We start from the raw sequence: 24,502 nt of genomic DNA, 5'->3' as shown, positions 1-24,502 counted from the left end.
CTGAGTCAGCCCGCTTCGGAAATCCCGAGTTCCGAACACACCCGTCCCACCAGCGCCTTCAGCGACGCCAGCTCGGCTTCGAGCCGCGCCACGTTGGCCTTGAGCGCCGCGACTTCGCCGAGCGACGCATCGTGCGATGCATACGCCCCCTCGCCCGACGCGCCAGCCGGCCCCGCCACCTCTTCCGCCGGCTGTCCGCTCAGCAGGTGCGCCCATCGGCTTTCGCGGGCACCGGGCAGGCGCGCCAGCTTCACCACCAGCGCACCGGCCGGCCGCTCCGAGAGTTCGTCCAAGAAACCTTCGACCGACGAGATGTCCGCGAAGTTGTGCATGCGGTCGCAGGCGATGCGCAGTTCGCCGGCGGTTTGCGGCCCGCGCAGCATCAGCACGGTGAGCAGGATCACCGACTGCGAGGGGATGCGCAGCACGCGGTCGATGTTGTGTTCGTAGCGGAAGGCGCGGCCGCCGCTGCTTTCCGCGACGAGGCTGTAGCCCTTGAGGCTGTCGATGGCGGACTGGATCTGCGACTCGGTGAGTTCGAGCACTGGGTTGCGGCTGGTCTTCTGGTTGCAGCCCGACAACAGCGAGTTGAGGGTGAGCGGGTAGCTGTCGGGCACGGTGCGCTGCTTTTCGGCGAGCACGCCGAGCACGCGGGTTTCGAGGAGGGACAGGATGGGCAGCGGTGTGGACATGGCTCAGCGACAGGATTCGAAAGTGAGAACAAAAGGGGCCGCCGATAGGTTCATGGCGACACCACGCCGAGTATCGGCCCCAGCTCGCGCACGAAGTCGCTGCGCCCCAATGCCTTCGAGTACAGCGCCGAGACAGTGCCGTCGAGGTACAGGGCATCGCGGCAATGCAGCACATCGCGGAAGTAAACCGCGAAATCGTGGAAATTCACCGGCGTCTCGCTCATCACGAAGATCGCCGTGGAGCCGGACGCGCAGACGCCGTTGCGGATCTTGCGCGAGTCCGAATTCGGAATAAGTGCCGGATGCAGCACGCCATGGCGCAGCAGCAGCGGGCCGGATTGCGTGGCCAGCTGCACGCCGCCGCGCTTCGCGAGCGCCGGGTACTCCGAAGACTCGATCACGCGGGGGCCGTCGTCGGTGACGAGGAACACGCCGTTCGGCTTCAGGAAGAAGTTGCCGGTGCCGTTCGCGAGGTTGAGCGGCGCCTCTTCGCGGCCATCGCGCACGAAGAGCCCGACAGGCGAGAAGTCCGCGTGGTACATGCCGGCATTGACCGCGAAGACCAGCTGCCGGCCCTGCGCCTTCAGCCAGGCATCGAGCCGGTCGAAACGCTTGAACGCGATGCCCTTGTCGTCGTTCAGGAACAGCGCGAGCTTGTCGGTGCGAAGGTCGACCTTCACCACCGTGTAGCGCGGGTCCGCCGCAACCGACGCGCAGCTCGCGAGGACGACGGCCGACAAAAGCAGAAGCTTTCTCACGGCCGCGCCCTCTGCCGATCAACCGCCGTTGATGCGGCTGACCAGCGCCTTGGTGAAAGCGGCGGTATTCGCCGTGCCGCCCAGGTCGCCGGTGCGCACGTTGTCGATGTTCAGCGTCTGGTCGATGGCCGTGCGCAGGCGCGTGGCGAGCTCGGGCATCTTGGTGTGGTCGAGCATCATCGCGGCGGCCAGCAGCAGTGCGGTGGGATTGGCGATGCCCTTGCCGGCGATGTCGGGCGCCGAGCCGTGCACCGCTTCGAAGATCGCCGCATCGGTGCCGATGTTGGCACCCGGCGCCATGCCCAGTCCGCCGACGAGGCCGGCCACGAGATCGGACAGGATGTCGCCGAACAGGTTGGTCGTCACCAGCATGTCGAACTGCCAGGGGTTGAGCACCAGCTTCATCGCGCAGGCGTCCACGATGATCGAATCGAGCTCGAACTTGCCCTTGTACTTTTCCGCATAGAGCTGCTCGCCGGTCTCCAGGAACAGGCCGGTCAACACCTTCATGATGTTGGCCTTGTGCACCAGCGTGACCTTCTTGCGGCCGGTGGCGATGGCGGTCTCGAACGCGTATTCGAGCACCCGGCGGCAGCCCTGCCGCGTGTTGATGCCGGTGGCCATGCCCACGGCGTGCGGGTCGCCGTCGATGCGCACGTAGTGCTCGTGGCCGATGTAGAGGCCCTCGAGGTTCTCGCGCACGATCATCAGGTCGATCTTCTCGAAGCGGCCGCCCGGGATGATGGTGCGCGCGGGGCGCAGGTTGGCGTAGAGCTGGAATTCTTCGCGCAGCCGCACGTTCGACGAGCGGTAGCCGCCGCCCGAAGGCGTCTCCAGCGGACCCTTGAGGGCAAGGCGGGTGCGGCGGATGCTGTCCAGCGTGGCCGGCGGCAGCGGATCGCCCGAGGCCTTGACGCCGCCGAGGCCGGCGATCTGGGTGTCCCAGGTGAAGGGCGCCTTCAGCGCATCGAGCGCGGCCAGCGTGGCGTCGACGATCTCGGGGCCGATGCCATCGCCGGGAATGAGGGTTGCGGGAATCGGAGTGGTCATCGGCTGCGGCTCGCTTTCTGGCGTTCTGTATCGGAGGGCGAAGCATACGTCGCGCGCGAGACACCCCGCGCTTTCGTGGGTCACTGGGGCGGGTAGCTCCTGCGGCAAAAGCCGGGCCGAACGCGGGAAGCACGCCGCCACCTAAAATGCCCGGTTCCCCGTCCGTCACTCCCGAAAGCGCCCTCCCCGATGTCCGCCCCGCGCAAGCTCTTCGTCACCACCGCCCTGCCGTACGCCAACGGCAAGTTCCACATCGGCCACATGATGGAGTACATCCAGGCCGACATCTGGGTGCGGAACCAGCGAATGAACGGCGCCGAGGTCAACTTCGTCTGCGCCGACGACGCGCACGGCGCGGCCATCACCATCGCGGCCGACAAGGCCGGCGTGACGCCCCAGGCCTTCGTGGCCGAGATCGCCGCGGGCCGCAAGCCCTACCTGGACGGCTACTACATCTCCTTCGACAACTGGCACTCGACCGACGCGCCCGAGAACCACCAGCTCGCGCAGGACATCTACCGCGACCTGCGCGCCGCCGGCCTCATCGAGACCAAGAGCGTCGAGCAGTTCTACGACCCTGAAAAGGGCATGTTCCTGGCCGACCGCTTCATCAAGGGCGAGTGCCCCAACTGCCATTCGAAGGACCAGTACGGCGACAACTGCGAGGTGTGCGGCGCGGTGTACGCGCCCACCGAGCTGATCAATCCCTACTCGGCCCTCTCGGGCGCCAAGCCCGAACTGCGCAGCTCGGACCACTTCTTCTTCAAGCTTTCCGACCCGCGCTGCGAGGCCTACCTGAAGGAATGGACCGCCGCGCCCGGCCACGTGCAGTCCGAAGTGCAGAACAAGATCCGCGAATGGCTCTACAAGGACGACGAAGGCAAGGGCGGCCTCGGCGACTGGGACATCAGCCGCGACGCGCCCTACTTCGGCATCGAGATCCCCGATGCGCCGGGCAAGTACTTCTACGTGTGGCTCGACGCGCCCGTGGGCTACCTGGCGTCGCTGAAGAACCTGCTGGACAAGCGCTGCATCGAACTGGGCGGCGACGGCATCTCGTACACCGAGTACATGGCCGACCCCGACCTGGAGCAGGTGCATTTCATCGGCAAGGACATCATCACTTTCCACACCCTCTTCTGGCCCGCGATGCTGCACTTCAGCGGCCGGAAGGCGCCCGATGCGGTGTACGTGCACGGCCACCTCACGGTGAGCGGCGAGAAGATGAGCAAGAGCCGCGGCACCGGCATCGATCCGCTCAAGTACCTGTCGATCGGGCTCGATCCCGAATGGCTGCGCTACTACATCGCGGCCAAGCTCAACGGCCGCAACGAAGACATCGACTTCAACCCCGAGGACTTCGTCGCGCGCGTCAACAGCGACCTCGTGGGCAAGTACATCAACATCGCGAGCCGCGCGGCAGGCTTCATCGGCAAGCGCTTCGGCGGCAAGCTGGGCGAGGTGTCGGCCGATGGCGATGCGCTGCTGTTCGCGCTGCGCGAGGCGGCCGGCCAGATCCATTCGCTCTACGACGGGCGCGACTACGCCCGTGCGCTGCGCGAAGTGATGGCGCTGGCCGACAAGGTGAACGAGTACGTCGACCATAACAAGCCCTGGGAGCTGGCCAAGAAGGAAGGCGCCGAAGCGCGCCTGCACGACGTGTGCACCGTGTGCATCGAGGCCTTCCGCCTGCTCACGCTGTACCTGAAGCCGGTGCTGCCGGCGCTGGCGGTGAACGTCGAGGCGTTCCTGAAGATCTCGCCGCTGGCCTGGACGGATGCGGCGCAGGCGCTGCCCGCCGGTCACGCCATCGGCGACTACAAGCACCTGATGCAGCGTGCCGATGCCAAGGTGGTCGACAAGCTTTTCGACGCGCCTGAAGCGGCACCGGTTGCCGCAGCCGAAGCTGCAAGCGCCGACGCGCTGCCCGGCGGCGAAGCCATCGCGCCGACGATCACCATCGACGACTTCGTGAAGATCGACCTGCGCATCGCGAAGATCGTGGCGTGCGAGAAGGTCGAAGGCTCGACCAAGCTGCTGCGCCTGACGCTCGATGCCGGCGAAGGAAAAACCCGCAACGTGTTCAGCGGCATCGCCTCGGCCTACCAGCCTGAGCAACTGGTGGGCAAGCTCACGGTGCTGGTCGCGAACCTCGCGCCGCGCAAGATGAAGTTCGGCATCAGCGAAGGCATGGTGCTGGCCGCGAGCCACGGCGACGAAAAAGCCAATTCGGGCATCCATGTGCTCGAACCCTGGCCGGGCGCGACGCCGGGCATGCGGGTTCGCTGACCGATCGAGGAGATCACTCCATGCTGCTGCGCGCTCTTCTGCTGTCGTCGCTCGTTGCCGCGCTGAGCGGCTGCGCCGTGGTCACGGTCGCCAGCACCGCGGTGAGCGTGGGCGCCGGCGCGGTCGGCCTCGCCGCCGACGCGGCCATCGGCACCGCGCGCATCACCGGCAAGGCCGTGGGTGCGGCTGCCGATGCGGTGATTCCGGACAGCAAGTAAGGCGCTGGAGCCTCAGCGCGGCAGGCCCAGCTGCGCGACGTGCGCGGGCGTGTGCTGCGCCTTTTCCTTGCGCACGAAGGCAGAGCGCAAGGCCGCATGCGGCTCGCTCCGGTCGAAGAAATTGCGGCGCATGTGCGTCAGCTCTTCATCGCGGTATCGCTGCAGCGGCTTCACCGATTCATCTTCCGCGCGCTTCGCCTTCTTCTTCGCGATGCGTGCCGCGAGGTCGGGCGATGCGGCGAGCTCTGCAGCCAGCCGCACCACTTCATCGCCCAGTTCTTCCGGCGCGGCCTGCAGCACGCGCTCGGCCATGCCAAGCTCGACCGCGCGCTTCGCGCTCACCGGCAGCGCCGATTGCGTGAGGCGCTCCGCCTCGCGCTCGCCCACGCGGCGCGGCAGCGTGTAGGTCCAGTACTCGGAGCCGTAGAGGCCCATGAGCTTGTAGTGCGGGTTGAGGATGGCGCCGTCCCTGCACCACACCTCGTCGGCCGCGAGCGCGAGCATCACGCCGCCGGCAGCGGCATTGCCGCCCAGGGCCGCGACGGTGAGCCTGTCGGTGGTGGTGATCACCGCCTCGACCAGGTCGTTCATCGCATGGATGTTGGCCCACGAGTCCTCGGCCGGATCGGGCGCGGCCTCGATCACGTTGAGGTGGATGCCATTCGAGAAAAAGTCGCGCAGGCCGCCGAGCACCAGCACCGAGGTCGGCCGGGTGCAGGCGAAGCGATAGGCCTCCAGCAGGCGGCGGCACTGCACGCTGCTCATCGCGCCGCCGGGGAACGAAAAGTTCAGCACGCCGACCGCGCCGTGCTCGCTGTAGCGCATGTCGGTCCAGGTGCGGCGCGCCGCCGGCAATTGCAGTGGTGCGGGAACTTCGGGCAGGCCGGCGGGCAGCAGGTCGCCGAGCGCATCGACGGCCGGCAGCTTGAAGCTGGCCAGCCCCGAGCCCGGCGCGCGCCAGGGGCGAAGTTGCACGATCCAGACGGCGCCGTCCGTCGTGGCGCGGCAGATGGCACCGGCGCGGGTGGCGATCAGCTCGCCGGGCGCGCCGCGCAGTTCGTCTTCGGGGTACGCGCCGTGCAGGTACCACTGGGCGCCGAACATGTCGTCGAGCACGCCGGGCTGCGAATCGGCGGCACGCAACTGGCGCAGTACCGACTCGGTCGATTCGGTGGCCCAGTCGATGCGGCGCTCCACCTGCTTCAGGAACGGACGCCAGCCCGCCGCAAGGTCGGCCGCCTTCTGCCGCTTCGGCTTGTACTTGCCCGAGGCGAAGCGCTCGACCGCGAGCAGCACCGCGTCGACAGCCGCATCGGCCACCTCGCCGCGGTAGAGATCGCTCTTGCCGGCCAGCGGCGGCACCTTGAGCGGCGACCAGGCCCAGACATCGCCCGCGTCCATCTCGGCGACGGCCGCGAGCACGGTGACGCCCCAGCTTTCGGTGCCGCTGCGCAGCGTCCAGTCGAGCGAAGAGGGACCCCGGTCGCCGGGCGGGCCGGGGTGGACGATCAGGCAAGTGTGGGCGCGCCAGATGTCTTCGGGAATCGCGGTGGTGAGCATCGGCGCCAGGATGAGTTGGGGCGCATGCACGCGCACCGCTTCGCGCAAGGCGTCGTCATCGCCGAGCGCCAGTTCGACGCCGACGGTGTGGCCGCGGTCCTGGAGTTCGACCAGAACTCTTTGCGTCAGGCTGTTGAACGCGCTTGCGACAAGCAGGATGTGCATGGACCGGGCTCCCTCGGGCAATGTTGGTTTTAAATGTCAATTAGTGTGAAAAATGTATCTTGATCCTTCGCTTTGGATAAGTTGATCGAAAGTACGCAGGCCGCTCGACGGTCGTGCCGACGAGACACGCGAGCCACAATCAGCCACCCATGCAGTCCCCTTTGAAACTCACCCGCTTTCGTCCCCGCCTGCTGGACGCGATGGCGGACTACAACCGGGAGCGTTTCTTCAAGGACCTGGGCGCGGGCGCGACGGTGGGCATCGTGGCGCTGCCGCTGGCGATGGCCTTTGCCATCGCCTCGGGGCTCAAGCCCGAGGCCGGCATCTGGACGGCGATCATCGCGGGCTTCCTGATCTCGCTCCTGGGCGGCTCGGCGGTGCAGATCGGCGGGCCGGCCGGCGCCTTCATCGTGATCGTCTACGGCATCGTCGAGCGCTACGGCGTGGCGAACCTGCTGATTTCCACCGCCTGCGCCGGTGTGCTGCTGTTCGCGGCAGGCCTCTTCGGACTCGGGCGGCTGGTGCGCTTCGTGCCGCTGTCGATCGTGGTGGGCTTCACCAACGGCATCGCGGTGCTGATCCTGCTGTCGCAGCTGAAGGACCTGCTTGGGCTCACGGTCGCGAAGATGCCGGCCGACGTGTTTTCGCAGCTGCATGCGATGGCGCTGCAGATCGGCACCTTCAACCCCTGGGCCTTCGCGCTCGGCGTGGCCTGCGTGGCCGGGCTGGTGCTGTGGCGGCGGCTGCCTCGCCTGCCATTGCACCTGGTGCAGACACGCGCGGTGCAGATGGGCGCGCGCGTGCCGGGCCCGATCGTCGCGCTGGTCACGCTCACGCTGGTGTCATGGGGCTTCGCGCTGCCGGTGGAGACCATCGGCACGCGCTTCGGCGGCATTCCCGAGGGCGTGCCGGCCTTCGCGCTGCCCGACTTCTCGTGGGAGACGGTCAAGCAACTGGTCACGCCGACGCTGACCATCGCGCTGCTGGGCGCCATCGAATCGCTGCTGTGCGCGCGCGTGGCCGACCAGCTGAGCGGCCAGCCGCGCCACGACCCGAACCAGGAACTGATGGCGCAGGGCATCGCCAACATCGTCACGCCCTTCTTCGGCGGCATGCCGGCCACCGGCACCATCGCGCGCACGGTGACGAACATCCGCTCGGGCGGCAGTTCGCCGATCGCGGGCATCGTGCATGCGCTGACCTTGCTGGTCGTGGTGCTGCTGGCCGCGCCGCTCGCGCGCCACGTGCCGCTCGCGGTGCTGGCGGGCATCCTCGTCTTCGTCGGCCTGAACATGGGCGAATGGCGCGAATTCACGCCGGGCCAGTTGCGGCACTTCAGCCGGCATTACCGGCTGCTGATGCTCGGCACTTTTTTCCTCACCGTGGTGTTCGACCTCACGGTGGCGGTGCAGGCGGGCATCGTGCTCGCGTGCGCGCTTTTCATCCGGCGCATGAGCGGGCTCTTCAGCGTCGAGCTCGAATCGATGCAGCCGCCGGTGCTCACCTACCGGATCTACGGCGCGCTGTTCTTCGGCGCGGCAGCCAAGCTCGACGAAGCGGTGAATGCGGCCGAGCGCGCGCCGCGCGGCATGACGGTGGTGCTCGACGCCACGCACCTGATCTACCTGGACGCCACCGGCGTCGATGCGCTGCGCCAGTTGCACCGCGCGGTGCTGGCACGCGACGGGGTGCTGCGGGTGGAATCGCTGCAGCCGCAGCCGCGCGAGGTGATCGAGCGTTCGGGATTCGCCGAAGAACTGGCGAATGGCCGGCCGCACACGGCCGAGGCCTGATCAGTTGGTTTCGGTCGCCCGGTCCGGCGACGAGCCGCTGCGCACCACGCGCTGGTCGTCGTTCAGCGTGGCGGTGAACACCATCGGCGAATTCGGCGGCTGCACCCAGCGCCACTCCCATTCGGTCTCGCGCTTGAGCGCATAGGGCGTGACCCTGGCGGGCTTGCCGAGCAGCTTGCGCAGGTCTTCCATCATCATCCCGGGTTGCACCCTGGCGAAGTTCTCGGGCGTGAGCACCTGGCGCAGCGCGCTCATCTTGCCGTCGCGGCCGATGGTGATCATGTAGTTCTTCTGGCCCTGCGGCTGGCGGTTGTATTCGAAGATCCGGCCGCCGTCGGGGGCGTCCCAGATGTTCTCGGGCTGGCCGAACTTGGTGCGCACGTCGGCCTCGGTGGCGACGCCTTCTTCGAGTTCGGCGATGCGCTGGTTGTCGCAGCCCGCCAACCCGATCACCCCCGCCAGCAACGCCGTTGCCATGCCGATCCGCCACTGTTGCCGATGTCCCATGCCGTCCCCGGTAAAATTCGGTCTACAAAGGTCCAGTCTATGTCCATCTTCCGCCGCCCCCACTACTCTTCCGAGATCACCAATTTCATCGAGGAGATGAAAGAAAAGAAGCCGACGCTGGAAGCCGAACAGCGCGCCGGCCGCGCCCTCCTCTGGGACAAGCACCTCGACCGCAGCCTGCTCGAGGAGTACAGCGAAGCCCGCGTGCCGATGCAGCCCTACGTCTACCAGACCCAATCCAAGTAAATGGTGCCGGCTCGGCATCCAGCTCCCGTCCGCATTGCGCCAACAGCTATTGAATTGATAGCGTTCGCCCGATGAGCAGAGACGAGGACAACGACACGCCGGTGATGGCGATGCCCGAGGTGGTCGACCAGGTCGCGCTCGCCAGGCTCTATGGCGAGCCGTTGTTCGCGATGCCGAAAGACCTGTACATCCCGCCCGAGGCGTTGCAGGTGTTCCTGGAGGCCTTCGAGGGCCCGCTGGACTTGCTGCTGTACCTGATCAGGAAGCAGAACTTCAACATCCTCGACATCCCGATGGCGGGGCTCACGCGGCAGTACCTGAGCTACGTCGACGAAATCCGCCAGACGAACCTCGAACTCGCGGCCGAATACCTGCTGATGGCCGCGATGCTGATCGAGATCAAGTCTCGGATGCTGCTGCCGCCCAAGAAGGTGGCCGAGGGCGAAGAGGCCGAAGACCCGCGCGCCGAACTCGTGCGCCGCCTGCTCGAATACGAGCAGACCAAGCTGCAGGCCGCCGCCATCAGCGCGATGCCGACCTACGGCCGCGACTTCTGGAAAGGGCAGGTCTACATCGAGCAGTCGCTCAAGCCCCGCTTTCCCGAGGTGAACGTGATCGACCTGCGCGATGCCTGGGCCGACATCATGAAGCGCGCCAAGCTCGTGCAGCACCACAAGATCTCGCGGGAAGAACTCAACGTGCGCGAGCACATGAGCATCGTGCTGCGCCACCTGCAGGGGCAGCGCTTCGTGGAGTTCGAGAAACTCTTCGACGTGTCGCGCGGGGCGCCCGTGCTGATCGTCACCTTCATCGCGATGCTCGAGCTCGCGAAGGAAACGCTGATCGACATCACGCAGGCGGAAGCCTTCGCACCGATCTACGTGCGCCTGGCCTATTCGCCAGCCTGACCCCGCTACCCGAGGATTCCGCCGTGCTCGATTTCGACGTCCTCATCGTCGGCAGCGGCCTCGCCGGCCTCTCCGCCGCGCTGCACCTGGCGCCTACGCACCGCGTGGCGGTGCTCACCAAGCGCGCACTGAACGACGGCTCCAGCGCCTGGGCGCAGGGTGGCATCGCGGCGGTGCTGGCCGCGGGCGACAGCTTCGACGCGCATGTGGAAGACACGCTCATCGCCGGCGCGGGCCTGTGCGACCCTGAGGCCACGCGCTTCGTCGTCGAACATGCACCCGAAGCCATCGGCTGGCTGCGCGAACTGGGCGTGCCGTTCTCGGAAGAAGGCGGCGATCTGCATCTGACGCGCGAAGGCGGCCACAGCCAGCGCCGCATCGTGCATGTGACCGACGCCACTGGCGCAGCGGTGCAGCAGGTGCTGATCGAGCGTGTGCGCCGCACGCCGAACATCACGCTTTTCGAACACCACACGCTTGTCGACCTGGTGACCGGCACCAAGCTCGGGCTGCACGACCCGGCCTGCGTGGGCCTCTACGCGCTGGACGACGCCACCGACGAGGTGCTCGCCTTCCGTGCGCCGCACACCATCCTGGCGACGGGCGGCGCGGGCAAGGTCTACCTCTACACGACCAACCCCGACACGGCCACCGGCGACGGCATCGCCGCAGCGTGGCGCGCGGGCTGCCGGGTATCGAACATGGAGTTCATCCAGTTCCACCCGACCTGCCTGTACCACCCGCATGCCAAGTCGTTCCTGATCAGCGAGGCGGTGCGCGGCGAAGGCGGCTTGCTGAAGTTGCCCGACGGAACGCGCTTCATGCCGAAACATGACGAGCGCGCCGAACTCGCGCCGCGCGACGTGGTCGCCCGCGCCATCGACTTCGAGATGAAGAAGCACGGGCTGGATTGCGTGTACCTGGACATCTCGCACCAGCCCGCGGCGTTCCTGAAGGAACACTTCCCCAACATCCTCGCGCGCTGCGCCGAACTGGGCATCGACATCACCCGCGAGCCGATTCCCGTGGTGCCGGCCGCGCACTACACCTGCGGCGGCGTGCTCAGCGACCTCGCCGGCCGTACCGACGTGCCCGGCCTCTACGCCATCGGCGAGACCGCTTGCACGGGCCTGCACGGCGCCAACCGGCTGGCCAGCAATTCGCTGGTTGAGTGCATGGTGTTCGCGCGCGCGGCGGCGGGTGCCATCGCCGGCGCGCCCGCGCATGACCGCACCGACATCCCCGCATGGGACGAGAGCCGCGTCACCGACGCCGACGAGGCCGTCGTCATCTCGCACAACTGGGACGAGCTGCGCCGCTTCATGTGGGACTACGTGGGCATAGTGCGCACCAACAAGCGCCTGGAGCGCGCGAGCCACCGCATCGCGCTGCTGCAGGCCGAGATCCATGAGTTCTATGCGAACTTCCATGTCACGCGCGACCTCCTGGAGCTGCGCAACCTGGTCCAGGTGGCCGAGCTGATCGTGCGCTCGGCCCAGGCCCGCCACGAGAGCCGCGGGCTGCATTTCAGCCGCGACTATCCTTCGCTCGCCGAACCGACGGCCCCCACCGTGCTGGTGCCCTCGGCGGACTGACGACCCACCCATCTCGCGTTTTTCTTCACTCAAGGATGCCCGGCCACCGACGCCCGCAGGGAGAAACCCAACCATGTCGAACACCACCACCCCATCGCCAGAAACCACGCCAGCGTCGCCCTACGGCACGCTGCCTCCGGCCTCGACGCCCGCCTCGCGCAAGCCCGTGAGCCTGCCGCGCCTGGCGGACATGCACGCGCGCGGCGAGAAGATCTCGATGCTCACCGCCTACGACGCCACCTTCGCGGCGATGGCCGATGCGGCGGGCGTCGATTGCCTGCTGGTCGGCGATTCGCTCGGCATGGTCTGCCAGGGCCTGAACAGCACGGTGGGCGTGAGCCTGGAGACCATGCGCTATCACACCGACAGCGTCTCGCGGGGCCTGCGCCGCGTGCAGGGCACGGCCTGGCTGATCGCCGACCTGCCCTTCGGCAGCTACCAGGAATCGCGCGAGCAGGCGCTGCGCAACGCCACGGTGCTGATGCAGGCCGGCGCGCACATGGTCAAGCTCGAAGGCGGCGGCTGGACGACCGAGACGGTGCGCTTCCTGGTCGAGCGCGGCATTCCGGTGTGCGCGCACCTGGGCCTGACGCCGCAGACCGTGCATGCGCTCGGCGGCTACCGGGTGCAGGGCAAGGGCGATGCGGGTGCGCTGCTCAAGCAACACGCGCATGCGCTGCAGGACGCGGGCGCCACGATGCTGGTGCTGGAAATGGTGCCGGCCGCGCTCGCCGCCGAGCTCACCGCCGAACTGAAGCACTGCGCCACCATCGGCATCGGCGCAGGCAAGGCCACCGCCGGCCAGGTGCTGGTGTTGCATGACATGCTGGGCATCAACCTCGGGAAGATGCCGAAGTTCGTGCGCAACTTCATGGCCGACGCGCCGGGCGTGCTGTCTGCGCTCAAGGCCTACGTGCAGGCCGTCAAGGACGGCAGCTTTCCCGACGATCAACTCCACGCCTGGTAAGGGACCGAACCCATGTACATCGCACACACCATCGCCGAGCTGCGCGACCACCTTGCGGCTTTCAAGCGCCCCGCGTTCGTCCCGACGATGGGCAACCTGCACGACGGCCACATCGCGCTCATCACGCAGGCCAAGCCGCTCGGTGACGTGACGGTGGCGAGCATCTTCGTCAACCGCCTGCAGTTCCTGCCGCACGAAGACTTCGACACCTACCCGCGCACCTGGGAGAGCGATTGCGCCGAGCTGCGCGACGCCGGTTGCGACGTGCTGTTCGCGCCTGACGAGAAGGCGCTCTACCCCGAGCCGCAGACCTGCAAGGTGCATCCCGATCCGGCGCTCGCCGACATCCTCGAAGGGCATTTCCGCCCCGGTTTCTTCATCGGCGTGTGCACCGTGGTGATGAAGCTCTTCACCTGCGTGCAGCCGCGGGTGGCCGTGTTCGGCAAGAAGGACTACCAGCAGCTGATGATGATCCGCCACATGGTGCGGCAGTTCGCGCTGCCGATCGAGATCGTGGGCAGCGAGACCTTCCGCGCCGACGACGGGCTCGCGCTCTCGTCGCGCAACGGCTACCTGAGCGAGACCGAGCGTGCGGAGGCGGTGCAGTTGTCGAAGGCATTGAAGGCGATGGCCGCTGAGGTGCAATCGGGCGAGCGCGATCTGGCAGCGATCGAAGCGCGGGCCATGCAGACGCTGACAGAGCGCGGCTGGCAACCGGACTATCTGGTGCTGCGGCGCCGCGCCGACCTGCAGGCGCCCTCCTTCGGCCTGCACGGCGAACCGCTGGTGGCGCTGGCCGCGGCACGGCTGGGAAGCACGCGACTAATCGACAACCTCGAGATCGAGGCGCTGGCTGCATGACCTACAGCGTCAAGGAAATCTTCTACACCCTGCAAGGCGAAGGCGGCCAGGCGGGCATGCCGGCCGTGTTCTGCCGCTTCGCGGGCTGCAACCTCTGGACGGGCCGCGAGGAAGACCGCGCCTCCGCCGTCTGCCGTTTCTGCGACACCGACTTCGTGGGCACCGACGGCACGCTCGGCGGCAAGTTCAAGACCGCCGACCAGTTGGCCGACACCATCGCCGCGCAGTGGCCCGCGAACGACGCCGATCACCGGCTGGTGGTGCTCACGGGCGGCGAGCCGCTGCTGCAGGTGGATGCGGTGCTGGTCGATGCGCTGCATGCGCGGCGCTTCCGCATCGCGGTCGAGAGCAACGGCACGGTCGCCGCGCCCGAAGGCATCGACTGGCTCTGCATCAGCCCCAAGGCCGGCGCGCCGTGGGTGCAGCAGCGCGGGCAGGAGCTCAAGCTGGTGTGGCCGCAGACCGCGTTCGACCTCGACACGATGGCGCACACCGGCGAGTTCACGCACCGCTTCCTGCAACCCATGGACGGCCCCGACCGCGTGGCCAATACCGAACTCTGCATCGCTGAGTGCATGCGCCAACCGGCGTGGCGCTTGAGCGTGCAGACCCACAAGATCACCGGCATCCGATAGCCGCCCGCCTTTTATGCGCTTCACCATCAGCCAACGCTTTTTCTTCGACGCCGCCCACACGCTGAAACGCGACATCGAGGTGGAAGGCAGCCGCCGTATCCACGGCCACACGTATCACGCCGAAGTCTGGCTCGCGGGCGAGCGCGATCCGGTCACCGGGATGGTGATCGACCTCGGGTTGCTGAGGCGACGGCTCGACGATGTGCGCGAGCTGCTGGACCATCACCTGCTGGACGATGTGGCGGGGCTGCATCCGCCGACGCTGGAGAACCTGTGCGTGTTCATTGCGGATGCGCTGCCGGATCTGCGGGATTCGCTGGCACGGATTCGCGTCTGGCGCGAGGCGTTGGGCGACAGTTGCACGCTGGAGTTCTAGGTCTTGCTCCCTCCCCTCCCGGGGGAGGGCTGGGGTGGGGGCAAGCGGCGGTCGATGAAACACCTGGGCGAAATCAGCGCCGTCGTGCCCCCATCCCAACCTTCCCCCAGAGGGGGAAGGAGCAACACAGGGTCAGGCAGCGCCGATGCCGGCGATCAGGCTGCCAGGCTGCTTGCCGTTCTTGAGCCCGGCAGTAAACGCCAGCATGCGATCGATCGGCACCCGTGCCCGCAGGCCCAGCGCCGGATCGACATGGATTTCCCCCGCGCCGGTCACCAGCGCATTCGCCAGCTCCACCAGCCCGTTCATCGCCATCCACGGGCAATGCGCGCAACTCTTGCAGGTGCCGCCGTTGCCAGCCGTCGGCGCCTCGATGAAGGTCTTGCCGGGATTCAGCGTGCGCAGCTTGTGCAGCATGCCGGTGTCGGTGGCGACGATGAATTCCTTCGCGTCCAGGCGCTGCGCGGCGCTCAGGATCGCCGATGTCGAGCCGACCGCGTCCGCCAACGCGATCACATCGGCCGGCGATTCCGGGTGCACCAGCACCTTCGCCAATGGATGAGCTTTCATGAGCAGCTCAAGTTCGAGCGCCTTGAACTCGTCGTGCACGATACAGGCGCCGTTCCAGCTGACCATGTCCGCGCCGGTCTGGCGCTGGATGTAGTCGCCCAGGTGGCGGTCCGGCCCCCAGAGAATCTTGCGTCCCTGCGCGTGCAGCGCGCTCACCACATCGAGCGCGCAGCTCGAGGTGACCAGCCAGTCGGCGCGCGCCTTCACGGCCGCGCTGGTGTTGGCGTAGACGACCACGGTGCGGTCGGGGTGCTGGTCGCAGAACGCGCTGAATTCATCGACGGGGCAGCCCAGGTCGAGCGAGCAGTTCGCGTCCAGGTCGGGCATCAGCACGCGCTTCTCGGGCGAGAGGATCTTGGAGGTCTCGCCCATGAAGCGCACGCCCGACACCACCAGCGTGGTGGCCGCGTGGTCGCGGCCGAAGCGCGCCATCTCGAGCGAATCACTCACGATGCCGCCGGTTTCCTCGGCCAGGTCCTGCAGGTCGGGGTGCACGTAGAAGTGCGACACCATCACCGCGTTGCGCTCGCGCAGCAGGCGGCGGATGCGCTCCTTCAGCGCGACGCGCTGGTCGGGCGAAGGCTCGGCGGGCACGCGTGCCCAGGCGTGGCGCGTGTCGCAGGCGGCGCCTGCCTTCGCGGCGGGTTGCTCGTAGTCGACATCGATGACCGGGGACGACATGGCGGATCAGCTTTCCTGGAAACGCATCGAGTAGTCGATGGCTTTGACATCCTTGGTCAACGCGCCGACCGAGATGCGGTCTACACCGGTCTCGGCCAGGGTACGGAGGCCGTCGAGCGTGACGCCGCCTGAAATCTCCAGCACGGCCTTGCGGCCTTCGCCCGCCTCGTCATTGATGCGGACGGCTTCGCGCAGCGTAGGCAGGTCCATGTTGTCGAGCAGCACCATGCGCGCACCGGCGCCGAGCGCCTCGCGCAACTGGGCCAGCGTTTCGACCTCGACCTCGACGAAAGCGGCCTGCGCGGCCACCGGCGCCACCGCGCGCAGGGCGGCAGCGACACCGCCGGCCGCGGCGATGTGGTTTTCCTTGATGAGCACCGCGTCGTAGAGACCGATGCGGTGGTTCAGGCCGCCGCCGGTGCGCACCGCGTATTTCTGCGCAAGGCGCAGGCCCGGCAGGGTCTTGCGCGTATCCACGATGCGGGCGCGCGTGCCTTCGACGGCTTCGGCATACAGCGCGGTCTTGGTGGCGACCGCGCTCAGCAACTGCAGGAAATTGAGCGCGGTGCGCTCGGCTGTCAGCAGCGCGCGGGCAGTGCCCTCGATTTCCAGCACGGTCTGGTCGGCCGCGCAGCGTTCGCCTTCGGCGCAGAGCCAGGTGATGCGGGCCTCGGGATCGAGCTGCCTGATCGTCGCCTCGACCCAGGGCGCGCCGCACACGACGGCAGCTTCGCGCGCCAGTACGCGGGCGCGCGCCCTGCGGGCGGGATCGACCAGCGAGGCGGTGAGGTCGCCGTCGGCGACGTCTTCCTGCAATGCGCGGGTGGCATCGGCGAGGGCCAGCGCGGCCACGGCCGACGCTGAAAAATCGAAGCGAAGGCTCATGGCGCTTTGTCTCTGCGTTTTTTTAAGAAGATTGACGAGGGGATGCCGCCGCGCCAGACGGGACTGACTCGGGCACCGGGTCGCGACCGGTCAGGGCGGCAACGGCGTCCTTCGGGCTCACACGGCCGTCGAGCAGCGCGACCACGCCTTCGGCGATGGGCATCTCGAGCCCCAGGCCCTGGGCGCGCTGCACCACGGTGCGCGCGCAGTACACGCCTTCGGCCACGTGGCCCAGCGAATCGACCGCCTGCGCCAGCGTGCGGCCCTGGGCCAGCAGCAGGCCGACCTTGCGGTTGCGCGACAGGTCGCCGGTGGAGGTCAGCACGAGATCGCCGAGGCCCGAGAGGCCCATGAAGGTCTCGGCGCGGGCGCCGAGCGCGAGGCCGAAGCGGGTCATTTCGGCCAAACCGCGGGTGATGAGCGCCGCGCGGGCGTTGAGCCCGAGCGCGAGGCCGTCGCACAGGCCCGTGGCGATGGCGAGCACGTTCTTGACCGCGCCGCCGACCTCGACGCCGACGATGTCCTCGTTGGCGTAGACGCGCAGGGCCGGTCCGTGGAAGGCATCGACCAGCGCGTCGCGCACCGCCGCATGCGGGCTGGCGGCGACCAGCGCAGTCGGGCGGCCTTCGGCGACTTCTTGCGCGAAGCTCGGGCCGCTGAGCACGCCGGCTATCAAATCGGGGGCGGCCTGTGCCCATATTTCGTGGGCGAGCAGGCCGAAGGAGGTGGCATCGAGCGCGGGCTCGACGCCCTTGCACAGCCATGCCACCGGCGCAGTGCAGCCGCGCAGCGCGACGAGCTGTTCTCGCAGGGCGGACATCGGCGTGGCCACGATGACGAGATCGGCGCCGGCATGCGCCTGGCCGATATTGCCCGCACGCACGGCGAGCGAGGCCGGCAGCGCCAGCCCCGGCAGGTAGCGGGTGTTCTCGCGCGCCTTCGAGATGGCATCGGCCTGGGCGGCGTCGCGCGCCCAGAGCGTGACCTCGTGGCGAGCGGCCGCGTTGACGGCCACTGCCGTGCCCCAGGCACCGGCGCCATGAACGCAGATCTTCATCGGCGTTGGCGGCAGTTGTGCAGGCTTACTGCGCGAGGGTCGGCGCAGGCTGGCCGGCGGCCTGTGCCTGCTGCTGCTCGTACATCGCCTGGAAGTTGATTTCGGCCAGGTGCACGGGCGGGAAGCCGCCGCGCTGGATCACGTCGGCCACGTTGCCGCGCAGGTACGGGTAGACGATCTGCGGGCAGGCGATGCCCAGGATGGCGCCCATCTGGTCTTCGGGCAGGTTGCGGATCTCGAAGATGCCGGCTTGCTTGGCTTCGACCAGGAACACGGTCTTGTCGCCGATCTTGGTCTGCACGGTGGCCGACACGGTGATCTCGAAGATGCCTTCGGCCACGGGCTGGGCGTCCACGCCGAGCTGGATGTCGACGGTGGGCTGTTCCTGCTCCAGCAGGATCGCGGGCGAATTGGGTTGTTCGAGCGACAGGTCCTTGAGGTAGACGCGCTGGATCTGGAAGATGGGATCTTGGGCTTGCTGGTCGGCCATGGCTGAACTTTCGAGGATCAAAACAATGCCCGCCGGGGAGAGGTTCCCGCAGCGGGCTGCAGATGGATGAGCAGGCGATTATCGCCCGGTCACAAGACCGTTCCTGGCGCCTTGTGTTTCAGGCGCCTTGCAGCAGCGGGACCAGGCCGCCGCGGCTGTCGAGCGCCATGAGGTCGTCGCAGCCGCCCACGTGGGTGTCGCCGATGAAGATCTGCGGCACCGTGCGGCGCTGGGTGATCTCCATCATGGTGTTGCGGGCCTCCGGGTCCGTGTCGATGCGGATCTCTTCGATCTGCTCGACGCCCTTGGACTTGAGGATTTGCTTCGCACGCGTGCAGTAGGGGCAAACGGCGGTGGTGTACATCTTGACTGCTTGCATAGGCTGTATCTGGTAGAGGTTTCAGGCCTTTTCAACAGGCAGATTAGCCTCTTTCCAGGCCTTGAGCCCGCCGGCAACCGCTTGGGCCTGCTCGTAGCCGAGTTTCTTGGCCATGGCCACGGCGCGCTGGGCGCGGGCGCCGGTGGCGCACACCAGCAAGAGTGGCACGTTCTTGTTCTTGACCGTGCTGGCCAGCTTCTCGTCGAGCTGGTTCAGGGGCACGTTCTTGGCGCCGATCATGTGGCCAGTGGCGAATTCTTCGGGCTCGCGCACGTCGACCAGCACGGCGCGCTCGCGGTTGATGAGCTGCACGGCGCCCTGGGCGGTGAGCGTTCCACCGCCAGAACCCCGGATCAGCGGCCAGGCCAGCATGCCGCCCGAGCTGAGTGCGATCAGGATCAGCATCCAGTTCGCGGTGACGAATTCGATCAATTTCACGGGGGTTCCTTGGATGGCAAACCCGGGATTTTAGAATGCTGGTTTTCCCAAGCGCTTCCAAAGGCCTCCCACATGCACAAACTGGTACTGATCCGCCATGGCGAATCGACCTGGAATCTCGAAAACCGCTTCACCGGATGGACCGATGTCGATCTGACCGAAACCGGCGTGGAGCAGGCCAAGCAGGCCGGCCGGCTGCTCAAGGCCGAGGGCTACGACTTCGACGTGGCCTACACCAGCGTCCTGAAGCGCGCCACCCGCACGCTGTGGCACACGCTGGACGAACTCGACCGCACCTGGCTGCCCGTGGTGCACTCCTGGCGCCTGAACGAGCGCCACTACGGCGGCCTGCAGGGCCTGAACAAGGCCGAAACCGCCAAGAAGTACGGCGACGAGCAGGTGCTGGTCTGGCGCCGCAGCTACAGCACGCCCCCTCCGCCGCTGGAAGCGGACGATCCGCGCAGCGAACGCAGCGACGTGCGCTACGCCAAGCTCTCGCCCGAGCAGATCCCGCTGACCGAGTGCCTCAAGGACACGGTGGCGCGCGTGCTGCCGTTCTGGAACGAATCGATGGCGCCGGCCATCCGCACCGGGCGCCGCCTGGTGGTCGCGGCCCACGGCAACTCGATCCGGGCGCTGGTGAAGTACCTGGACGGCATCTCGGACGACGCCATCGTCGGCCTGAACATCCCGAACGGCATTCCGCTGGTCTACGAGCTCGACGACGATCTCAAGCCCCTGCGCCATTACTACCTGGGCGATGCCGCAGCCGCCGAAAAGGCCGCCGCCGCGGTGGCTTCGCAAGGCAAGGGCTGAAAAAAGAAAACCCCGCGTGCCGGTCCCCCGTGGAACCCCGGCAAACAAATTGCTTCCAAGCTGTGTATATTGGTTCGACAGCCGCCGACAAGGACAACCACTCATGATGGGCCAGAAACTGAAGATCACCGGCTGGGTCGCCGCCGGCGCCGTAGCTGGCGTCCTGACCACCGTCTCGTTGCAGACGGTCGCACGCGGATCGCTTGCGCCGCTCCCGCTCGAGGAATTGCAGCAGCTCGCTGCCGTGTTCGGCATGGTCAAGAGCGACTATGTCGAGCCGGTCGACGAGAAGAAGCTCATTTCCGACGCCATTTCCGGCATGGTCGCCGGGCTCGACCCGCATTCCCAATACTTCGACAAGAAGTCCTTCAAGGAATTCAGGGAAGGCACGACCGGCCGCTTCGTCGGCGTCGGCATCGAGATTTCCCAGGAAGACGGGCTCATCAAGGTGGTGTCGCCCATCGAAGGCTCCCCGGCCTTCCGTGCGGGCCTGAAGCCCAACGACCTGATCACCAAGATCGACGACACGGCCGTGCGGGGCCTCTCGCTCAACGAAGCCGTCAAGCGCATGCGCGGCGAGGCCAACACCAAGGTGCTGCTCACCATCTTCCGCAAGGACGAGAGCCGCACCTTCCCGGTCACGATCACGCGCGAAGAAATCCGTACCCAGTCGGTGCGCGGCAAGATCATGGAGCCTGGCTACGGCTGGATCCGCCTGTCGCAGTTCCAGGAACGCACCGTCGACGACTTCGTGAAGAAGGTCGAGGATCTGTACAAGGAAGACCCGAACTTGAAGGGCCTGGTGCTCGACCTGCGCAACGACCCGGGCGGCCTGCTCGACGCGGCGGTGGCGGTGTCTTCGGCCTTCCTGCCCGAAAACGTGACGGTGGTGACCACCGACGGCCAGTTGGCCGAGAGCAAGTCGGTCTACAAGGCGGCGCCCGAGTTCTACCAGCGCCGCTCCGGCAGCGACCCGCTGCGCAACCTGCCTGCGGCCCTGAAAAACGTGCCGCTGGTGGTGCTGGTGAACGAAGGCTCGGCCTCCGCCAGCGAAATCGTGGCCGGCGCACTGCAGGACCACAAGCGCGCGGTCGTCATGGGCAGCCAGACCTTCGGCAAGGGCTCGGTGCAAACGGTGCGCCCGCTCGGCCCGGACACGGGCCTGAAGATCACCACGGCGCGCTACTACACGCCGAGCGGCACCTCGATCCAGGCCAAGGGCATCGTGCCTAACGTGCTGGTGGACGAAAGCGCCGAGGGCAGCCCGTTCGCCGCCCTGCGCATGCGCGAGGCCGACCTCGAAAAGCACCTGGCCAGCGGCCAGGGTCCGGAAACCAAGGACCCGGAACGCGAAAAGGCCCGCGACGAAGCCCGCAAGCGCCTCGAGGAAGAAGCCAAGAAGCCGCCGCAGGACCGCAAGACGCCCGAGTTCGGTACCGACAAGGACTTCCCGCTGATGCAGGCGCTCAACCGCCTCAAGGGCCAGCCTGTGCTCGTGAGCAAGACGCAGGTCATCGTCGAGAACAAGGACGAGAAGAAGGAAAACTGAAGCCGGTAGGCGGGCCGCACGCAAGGTGCGGTTCACCCCGGCGGCGGTTTTTTCATTCGCGAAGACCCGGGCGCGCATGGACGATCACGACCTGCTGCGCTATTCGCGGCACATCCTGCTTGAAGAGTTCGGCATCGACGGCCAGGCGCGCGTCAGTGCCGGCCGCGCTTTGGTCATCGGTGCGGGCGGACTGGGATCTCCGGTCGCGCTTTATCTGGCGGCAGCCGGCGTCGGCCACATCACGCTGGTGGACGACGACGAGGTCGATCTCACCAATCTCCAGCGCCAGGTCGCCCACACCCATGCACGCGTGGGCAGCCCCAAGGTCGAATCCGCCGCGCAGGCAATGCGCGACATCAACCCCGACATCGCCATCGAAACGCACGCCCTGCGCGCCGACGAAACACTGCTGTCGCGCCTGGTCGCGGCGGCCGACGTGGTGGTCGATTGCTGCGACAACTTCGCCACGCGCCACGCGGTGAACCGCGCTTGCGTCGCCCATGGAAAACCGCTGGTGGCAGGCGCCGCCATCCGTTTCGATGGCCAGTTGAGCGTGTACGACACCCGCGATGCGGCCTCCCCCTGCTACGCCTGCCTGTTCCCGCCCGATGCGGTCTTCGAGGAAACGCGCTGTGCGGTGCTCGGCGTGTTCGGTCCGGTCGTCGGCACCATCGGCACGCTGCAGGCCAGCGAAGCATTGAAGCTGCTCGCGGGCATCGGTCCTTCGCTCGCCGGCAAGCTGCTGATGTTCGACGGACGCAGCACCAGCTTCGACACGCTGCGCGTCGCGCGCGATCCGCACTGCAGCGTCTGCGCGCAGCGTCCGGCGACCTTGCCCTGAGGCTCAGGGCTGCCTGGCGCCCTTGGCCCTGGCGGCGCCATTGGCCGCAGCGCCGGCGGTCGGCTTGTTGGCGCCGGCCACCACGTCCTTGCAATCGGCGTCCTGGCCCGGTCCGGTCTCGATCGTCGCGGCCAGTGCCAGCAGCGGATTGATCGCGCCGAGCGCAAGGGCAGCCAGGCCGCGCCCCGCCAATGGCGCCATGGCCACTCCGCCCGACGGCGCGCCGAAGGTGCCGCCGACGACCAGCGGCGTGCGCAGCGAGAGGATGTTCTTGGACTTGGGCTCCGGATGGACCACGAAGTCCAGCGTCTCGTTCGCCAGGTTGGCCTGCCCGGTCGCGAGGAACACCGCGTTGGTCGTGTCCACCACAAGCGTACGCCCGACCATCAGCCCCTTGTTCACATCGAATGCCAGGGCCGCGCAGCGCAGTTCGACATTGCGGTCGCCGCGCAACAGGAACTTGATGATGTCCCCACCCACCAGCGTCGCGAACACCGGCAGCAGATTGCCGAACTGGCCTCGCCCCGCCAGCACCGCCACGTCCCCCGACGAGCCGCCGAGCCAGGTGGCCACCGAATTGCCGGAGCCCGACAGGTTGAGCCGCCCGTCGAGCCGGCCGACGCTGTTGCCGGTGGTTTCCAGCTTCGGGAACAGGCGCGCGAGCTGCATGCCGCGCAGGTCGAGCGAGGCGCGGATGTCCGCCGGATTCTTCGCTGCATCGATGCGGATCGCGCCGGCCAGCTTGCCGCCACCCATGCCCAGGTCGAGCGGGTCGAGCGTGAGCACGCCGTCTTTCAGCTTCACCTGCACGCTGCCGCGGTCGAGCGGGATCTCCCGCACGTTCTGGATGCGATCGGCCGTGTATTTCACATCGGCGTTCATGGCGCGCAGTCGGTCGAAGTCCAGCGGCGCCGTGGGCAGCACCTTGCCGCCGGCCGGGCGCTTCACCTGGGTGATGCTCGGCGGCGGCGCGACGCCTTCGACCGCGCGGGCCGACCGCTCGGTGGGCGGCAGGCCGATGAGCGGGCCGAGGTCGTCCATGTCCATGACCTTGGAACGCAAGTCGCCGGCCAGATGCGGCACCTGGCTGGCCTGGTCGAAGCGCATGTCGCCGGCGATGTCGGACAGTCCCAGCTTTCCCTGGAGTCCCGCCACCTGCCAGAGCGTGCCGCGCTTGCTCAGGTCGCCGCTCAGCGCGTAAGGCGAGGTTTGCGGCAGCGCGATGCCCAGCAGCGGGAACAGCGCGCCGAGGGTCTGGCCCCGTAGCTGGAATTTTGCGTCGATGCCATCGAGCCCCGCGAGTTCGGCCACGGTGCCGGAGGCCTTCAGCTTTGTCTGCCCTGCGGCCGCATTGATCTCGAGCGGAAACGGCGGCGCGCCCGCCGCGTTGATCTGCAGCACGTTGCCTGTGCGGCCGTCGGCCGTCAACGGCTGGCCCTTGTAGCGGCCCTTGATGCGGAAACCGAGAGGCATCGAGCCCAGGCTGGTGTCGTAGTTCACATCCGCGTGCAGGTCGACGCCCAGGTGCTTGGCGAGAAAGTCGATGGCCCCGCTGTCGATCTGCATGAGGCCGATGCTCGGCACAGTACCCGCGTCGGAGGTGTCCTTGCCGAACGCCCAGGTGCGGCGCCCGTCCTGTTCCATCTGCAGCCCGAGCGTGGGCGAGAAAAGCGCCAGCCGCGGAATGACGATCTTGCTGGTGACCAGCGGCCAGATCCGGATGTCGAACTCGGCACGCTCGGCTTTCACGAGGTAGGGGTCGCGTGCCCAGGAAGGATTGGCGAACTCGATGCCGTCGAACTTGACTGTCGCGGCACGCCAGTCGAGGTCGACGTCGAGCCGCCGGGTGATCTCGAACTTGCGGCCGGTCTTCTCGCTCACGTAGCGGTTGACCGGCTCCCGCAGCACGTCCCACGGAAAGAACATGAGGACGATCAGCAAGGCCACGAACAGCAGCACGAGCGACGCCAGCAACTTCTGCCACAGCGGGCGAGTGCGAAAGATGTTCGTAGCCATGTCGTCTGGATAACCTTGTTCGAGTCGTTCGGGGGTCGGCAACGGACCGCAACAACCGTGCGGTATGGCCTACGGGCGCTGTGCTGCAAGTCGCCTCGTGGGAACCCGCCTACAACAGCCGTTGCGCGAACCCTGCATGATGCGCTTCGGCGCAGTCTCA

Annotated in this window: 25 protein-coding genes; 13 read left to right on the top strand and 12 right to left on the bottom strand. The window is 67.4% G+C overall.

Going from position 1 to position 24,502, the window contains the following annotated elements:
- Positions 1-5 precede the first annotated feature (5 nt).
- Genes M2282_RS08885 through M2282_RS08875 form a run of 3 tightly spaced genes read right to left on the bottom strand, consistent with a single transcriptional unit; the run spans position 6 to position 2,500 of the window.
- Entirely contained in the window at positions 6-692 is a 687-nt protein-coding gene (locus M2282_RS08885) for a YceH family protein (protein ID WP_280808407.1), read from the bottom strand.
- A gap of 50 nt (positions 693-742) precedes the next feature.
- Positions 743-1,450, bottom strand: a complete 708-nt coding sequence (locus tag M2282_RS08880; protein ID WP_280808406.1) for a phosphodiester glycosidase family protein — start codon at positions 1,448-1,450, stop codon at positions 743-745.
- 18 nt (positions 1,451-1,468) lie between these two features.
- Positions 1,469-2,500, bottom strand: a complete 1,032-nt coding sequence (locus M2282_RS08875) for an isocitrate/isopropylmalate dehydrogenase family protein (RefSeq protein WP_280808405.1) — start codon at positions 2,498-2,500, stop codon at positions 1,469-1,471.
- 189 nt (positions 2,501-2,689) lie between these two features.
- Here M2282_RS08875 and metG point away from each other — a divergent pair, with 189 nt between their 5' ends.
- Both metG and M2282_RS08865 read left to right on the top strand, forming a co-directional pair.
- Entirely contained in the window at positions 2,690-4,789 is a 2,100-nt protein-coding gene (metG, locus tag M2282_RS08870; protein WP_280808404.1) for a methionine--tRNA ligase, read from the top strand.
- 20 nt (positions 4,790-4,809) lie between these two features.
- Positions 4,810-5,007 (top strand): hypothetical protein, encoded by a 198-nt coding sequence (locus tag M2282_RS08865; RefSeq protein ID WP_280808403.1) that lies wholly within the window; start codon positions 4,810-4,812, stop codon positions 5,005-5,007.
- Positions 5,008-5,019: 12 nt separating this feature from the next.
- On the opposite strand, the gene M2282_RS08860 is transcribed toward M2282_RS08865, so the two are convergent.
- The gene (locus M2282_RS08860) at positions 5,020-6,732 is read right to left on the bottom strand and encodes a hydrogenase maturation protein (RefSeq protein ID WP_280808402.1); all 1,713 of its coding nucleotides are present in this window, start codon (positions 6,730-6,732) and stop codon (positions 5,020-5,022) included.
- A 149-nt stretch (positions 6,733-6,881) separates the two neighbouring features.
- Between M2282_RS08860 and M2282_RS08855 the strand changes: the two genes are divergently transcribed.
- Entirely contained in the window at positions 6,882-8,525 is a 1,644-nt protein-coding gene (locus tag M2282_RS08855) for a SulP family inorganic anion transporter (RefSeq protein WP_280808401.1), read from the top strand.
- Here M2282_RS08855 and M2282_RS08850 read toward each other — a convergent pair whose 3' ends face one another.
- A complete protein-coding gene (locus M2282_RS08850; protein ID WP_280808400.1) occupies positions 8,526-9,002 on the bottom strand; it encodes an outer membrane protein assembly factor BamE in 477 nt (158 codons plus the stop codon). It abuts the gene before it with no gap.
- 69 nt (positions 9,003-9,071) lie between these two features.
- Here M2282_RS08850 and M2282_RS08845 point away from each other — a divergent pair, with 69 nt between their 5' ends.
- The 7 genes from M2282_RS08845 (at position 9,072) to M2282_RS08815 (ending at position 14,620) form a co-directional block, all read left to right on the top strand.
- A complete protein-coding gene (locus tag M2282_RS08845) occupies positions 9,072-9,278 on the top strand; it encodes a DUF3460 family protein (protein ID WP_013543127.1) in 207 nt (68 codons plus the stop codon).
- Between the two features lie 71 nt (positions 9,279-9,349).
- Positions 9,350-10,186 carry a segregation and condensation protein A gene (locus M2282_RS08840; protein WP_280808399.1) on the top strand — a complete coding sequence of 279 codons (837 nt, stop codon included), beginning with the start codon at positions 9,350-9,352 and terminating at the stop codon, positions 10,184-10,186.
- Positions 10,187-10,209: 23 nt separating this feature from the next.
- Complete coding sequence (gene nadB, locus M2282_RS08835) at positions 10,210-11,781, top strand: L-aspartate oxidase (RefSeq protein WP_280808398.1); 1,572 nt, start codon at positions 10,210-10,212, stop codon at positions 11,779-11,781.
- Positions 11,782-11,854: 73 nt separating this feature from the next.
- A complete protein-coding gene (gene panB / locus M2282_RS08830) occupies positions 11,855-12,748 on the top strand; it encodes a 3-methyl-2-oxobutanoate hydroxymethyltransferase (RefSeq protein WP_280808397.1) in 894 nt (297 codons plus the stop codon).
- 12 nt (positions 12,749-12,760) lie between these two features.
- Positions 12,761-13,609, top strand: a complete 849-nt coding sequence (gene panC / locus M2282_RS08825) for a pantoate--beta-alanine ligase (RefSeq protein ID WP_280808396.1) — start codon at positions 12,761-12,763, stop codon at positions 13,607-13,609.
- A complete protein-coding gene (gene queE, locus M2282_RS08820) occupies positions 13,606-14,244 on the top strand; it encodes a 7-carboxy-7-deazaguanine synthase (protein ID WP_280808395.1) in 639 nt (212 codons plus the stop codon). Before panC ends, queE begins: the two co-directional genes overlap by 4 nt.
- 13 nt (positions 14,245-14,257) lie before the next feature.
- On the top strand, positions 14,258-14,620 hold the full coding sequence (locus M2282_RS08815; RefSeq protein ID WP_280808394.1) for a 6-pyruvoyl trahydropterin synthase family protein: 363 nt from the start codon (positions 14,258-14,260) through the stop codon (positions 14,618-14,620).
- Between the two features lie 132 nt (positions 14,621-14,752).
- On the opposite strand, the gene nadA is transcribed toward M2282_RS08815, so the two are convergent.
- From nadA to M2282_RS08785, 6 genes are all read right to left on the bottom strand, one after another.
- On the bottom strand, positions 14,753-15,871 hold the full coding sequence (nadA, locus tag M2282_RS08810) for a quinolinate synthase NadA (RefSeq protein WP_280808393.1): 1,119 nt from the start codon (positions 15,869-15,871) through the stop codon (positions 14,753-14,755).
- 6 nt (positions 15,872-15,877) lie between these two features.
- On the bottom strand, positions 15,878-16,756 hold the full coding sequence (nadC, locus tag M2282_RS08805; RefSeq protein WP_280808392.1) for a carboxylating nicotinate-nucleotide diphosphorylase: 879 nt from the start codon (positions 16,754-16,756) through the stop codon (positions 15,878-15,880).
- Positions 16,757-16,778: 22 nt separating this feature from the next.
- Complete coding sequence (locus M2282_RS08800; protein WP_280808391.1) at positions 16,779-17,813, bottom strand: NAD(P)H-dependent glycerol-3-phosphate dehydrogenase; 1,035 nt, start codon at positions 17,811-17,813, stop codon at positions 16,779-16,781.
- Between the two features lie 25 nt (positions 17,814-17,838).
- Entirely contained in the window at positions 17,839-18,303 is a 465-nt protein-coding gene (gene secB, locus M2282_RS08795) for a protein-export chaperone SecB (RefSeq protein ID WP_280808390.1), read from the bottom strand.
- A gap of 118 nt (positions 18,304-18,421) precedes the next feature.
- Positions 18,422-18,682 (bottom strand): glutaredoxin 3, encoded by a 261-nt coding sequence (gene grxC / locus M2282_RS08790; protein ID WP_280808389.1) that lies wholly within the window; start codon positions 18,680-18,682, stop codon positions 18,422-18,424.
- A gap of 21 nt (positions 18,683-18,703) precedes the next feature.
- Positions 18,704-19,087, bottom strand: coding sequence for a rhodanese-like domain-containing protein (locus M2282_RS08785; RefSeq protein WP_218104659.1), 384 nt, complete (start codon positions 19,085-19,087; stop codon positions 18,704-18,706).
- A gap of 105 nt (positions 19,088-19,192) precedes the next feature.
- Between M2282_RS08785 and gpmA the strand changes: the two genes are divergently transcribed.
- The 3 genes from gpmA to M2282_RS08770 all read left to right on the top strand — a co-directional run bounded on the left by gpmA (position 19,193) and on the right by M2282_RS08770 (position 22,326).
- Positions 19,193-19,936: a 2,3-diphosphoglycerate-dependent phosphoglycerate mutase gene (gene gpmA, locus M2282_RS08780; RefSeq protein ID WP_013543140.1), complete on the top strand. Its 744-nt coding sequence runs from the start codon at positions 19,193-19,195 to the stop codon at positions 19,934-19,936.
- A 106-nt stretch (positions 19,937-20,042) separates the two neighbouring features.
- On the top strand, positions 20,043-21,485 hold the full coding sequence (locus M2282_RS08775) for a S41 family peptidase (protein ID WP_280808712.1): 1,443 nt from the start codon (positions 20,043-20,045) through the stop codon (positions 21,483-21,485).
- Between the two features lie 76 nt (positions 21,486-21,561).
- Positions 21,562-22,326, top strand: a complete 765-nt coding sequence (locus M2282_RS08770) for a HesA/MoeB/ThiF family protein (protein WP_280808388.1) — start codon at positions 21,562-21,564, stop codon at positions 22,324-22,326.
- A gap of 3 nt (positions 22,327-22,329) precedes the next feature.
- Here M2282_RS08770 and M2282_RS08765 read toward each other — a convergent pair whose 3' ends face one another.
- Positions 22,330-24,342 (bottom strand): AsmA family protein, encoded by a 2,013-nt coding sequence (locus tag M2282_RS08765; RefSeq protein WP_280808387.1) that lies wholly within the window; start codon positions 24,340-24,342, stop codon positions 22,330-22,332.
- Positions 24,343-24,502 lie beyond the last annotated feature (160 nt).

Origin of the sequence: Variovorax boronicumulans (assembly GCF_029892485.1) — a bacterium.
GTDB lineage: Bacteria > Pseudomonadota > Gammaproteobacteria > Burkholderiales > Burkholderiaceae_C > Variovorax > Variovorax boronicumulans_B.
This window is presented reverse-complemented; position numbering and strand designations above follow the sequence as displayed.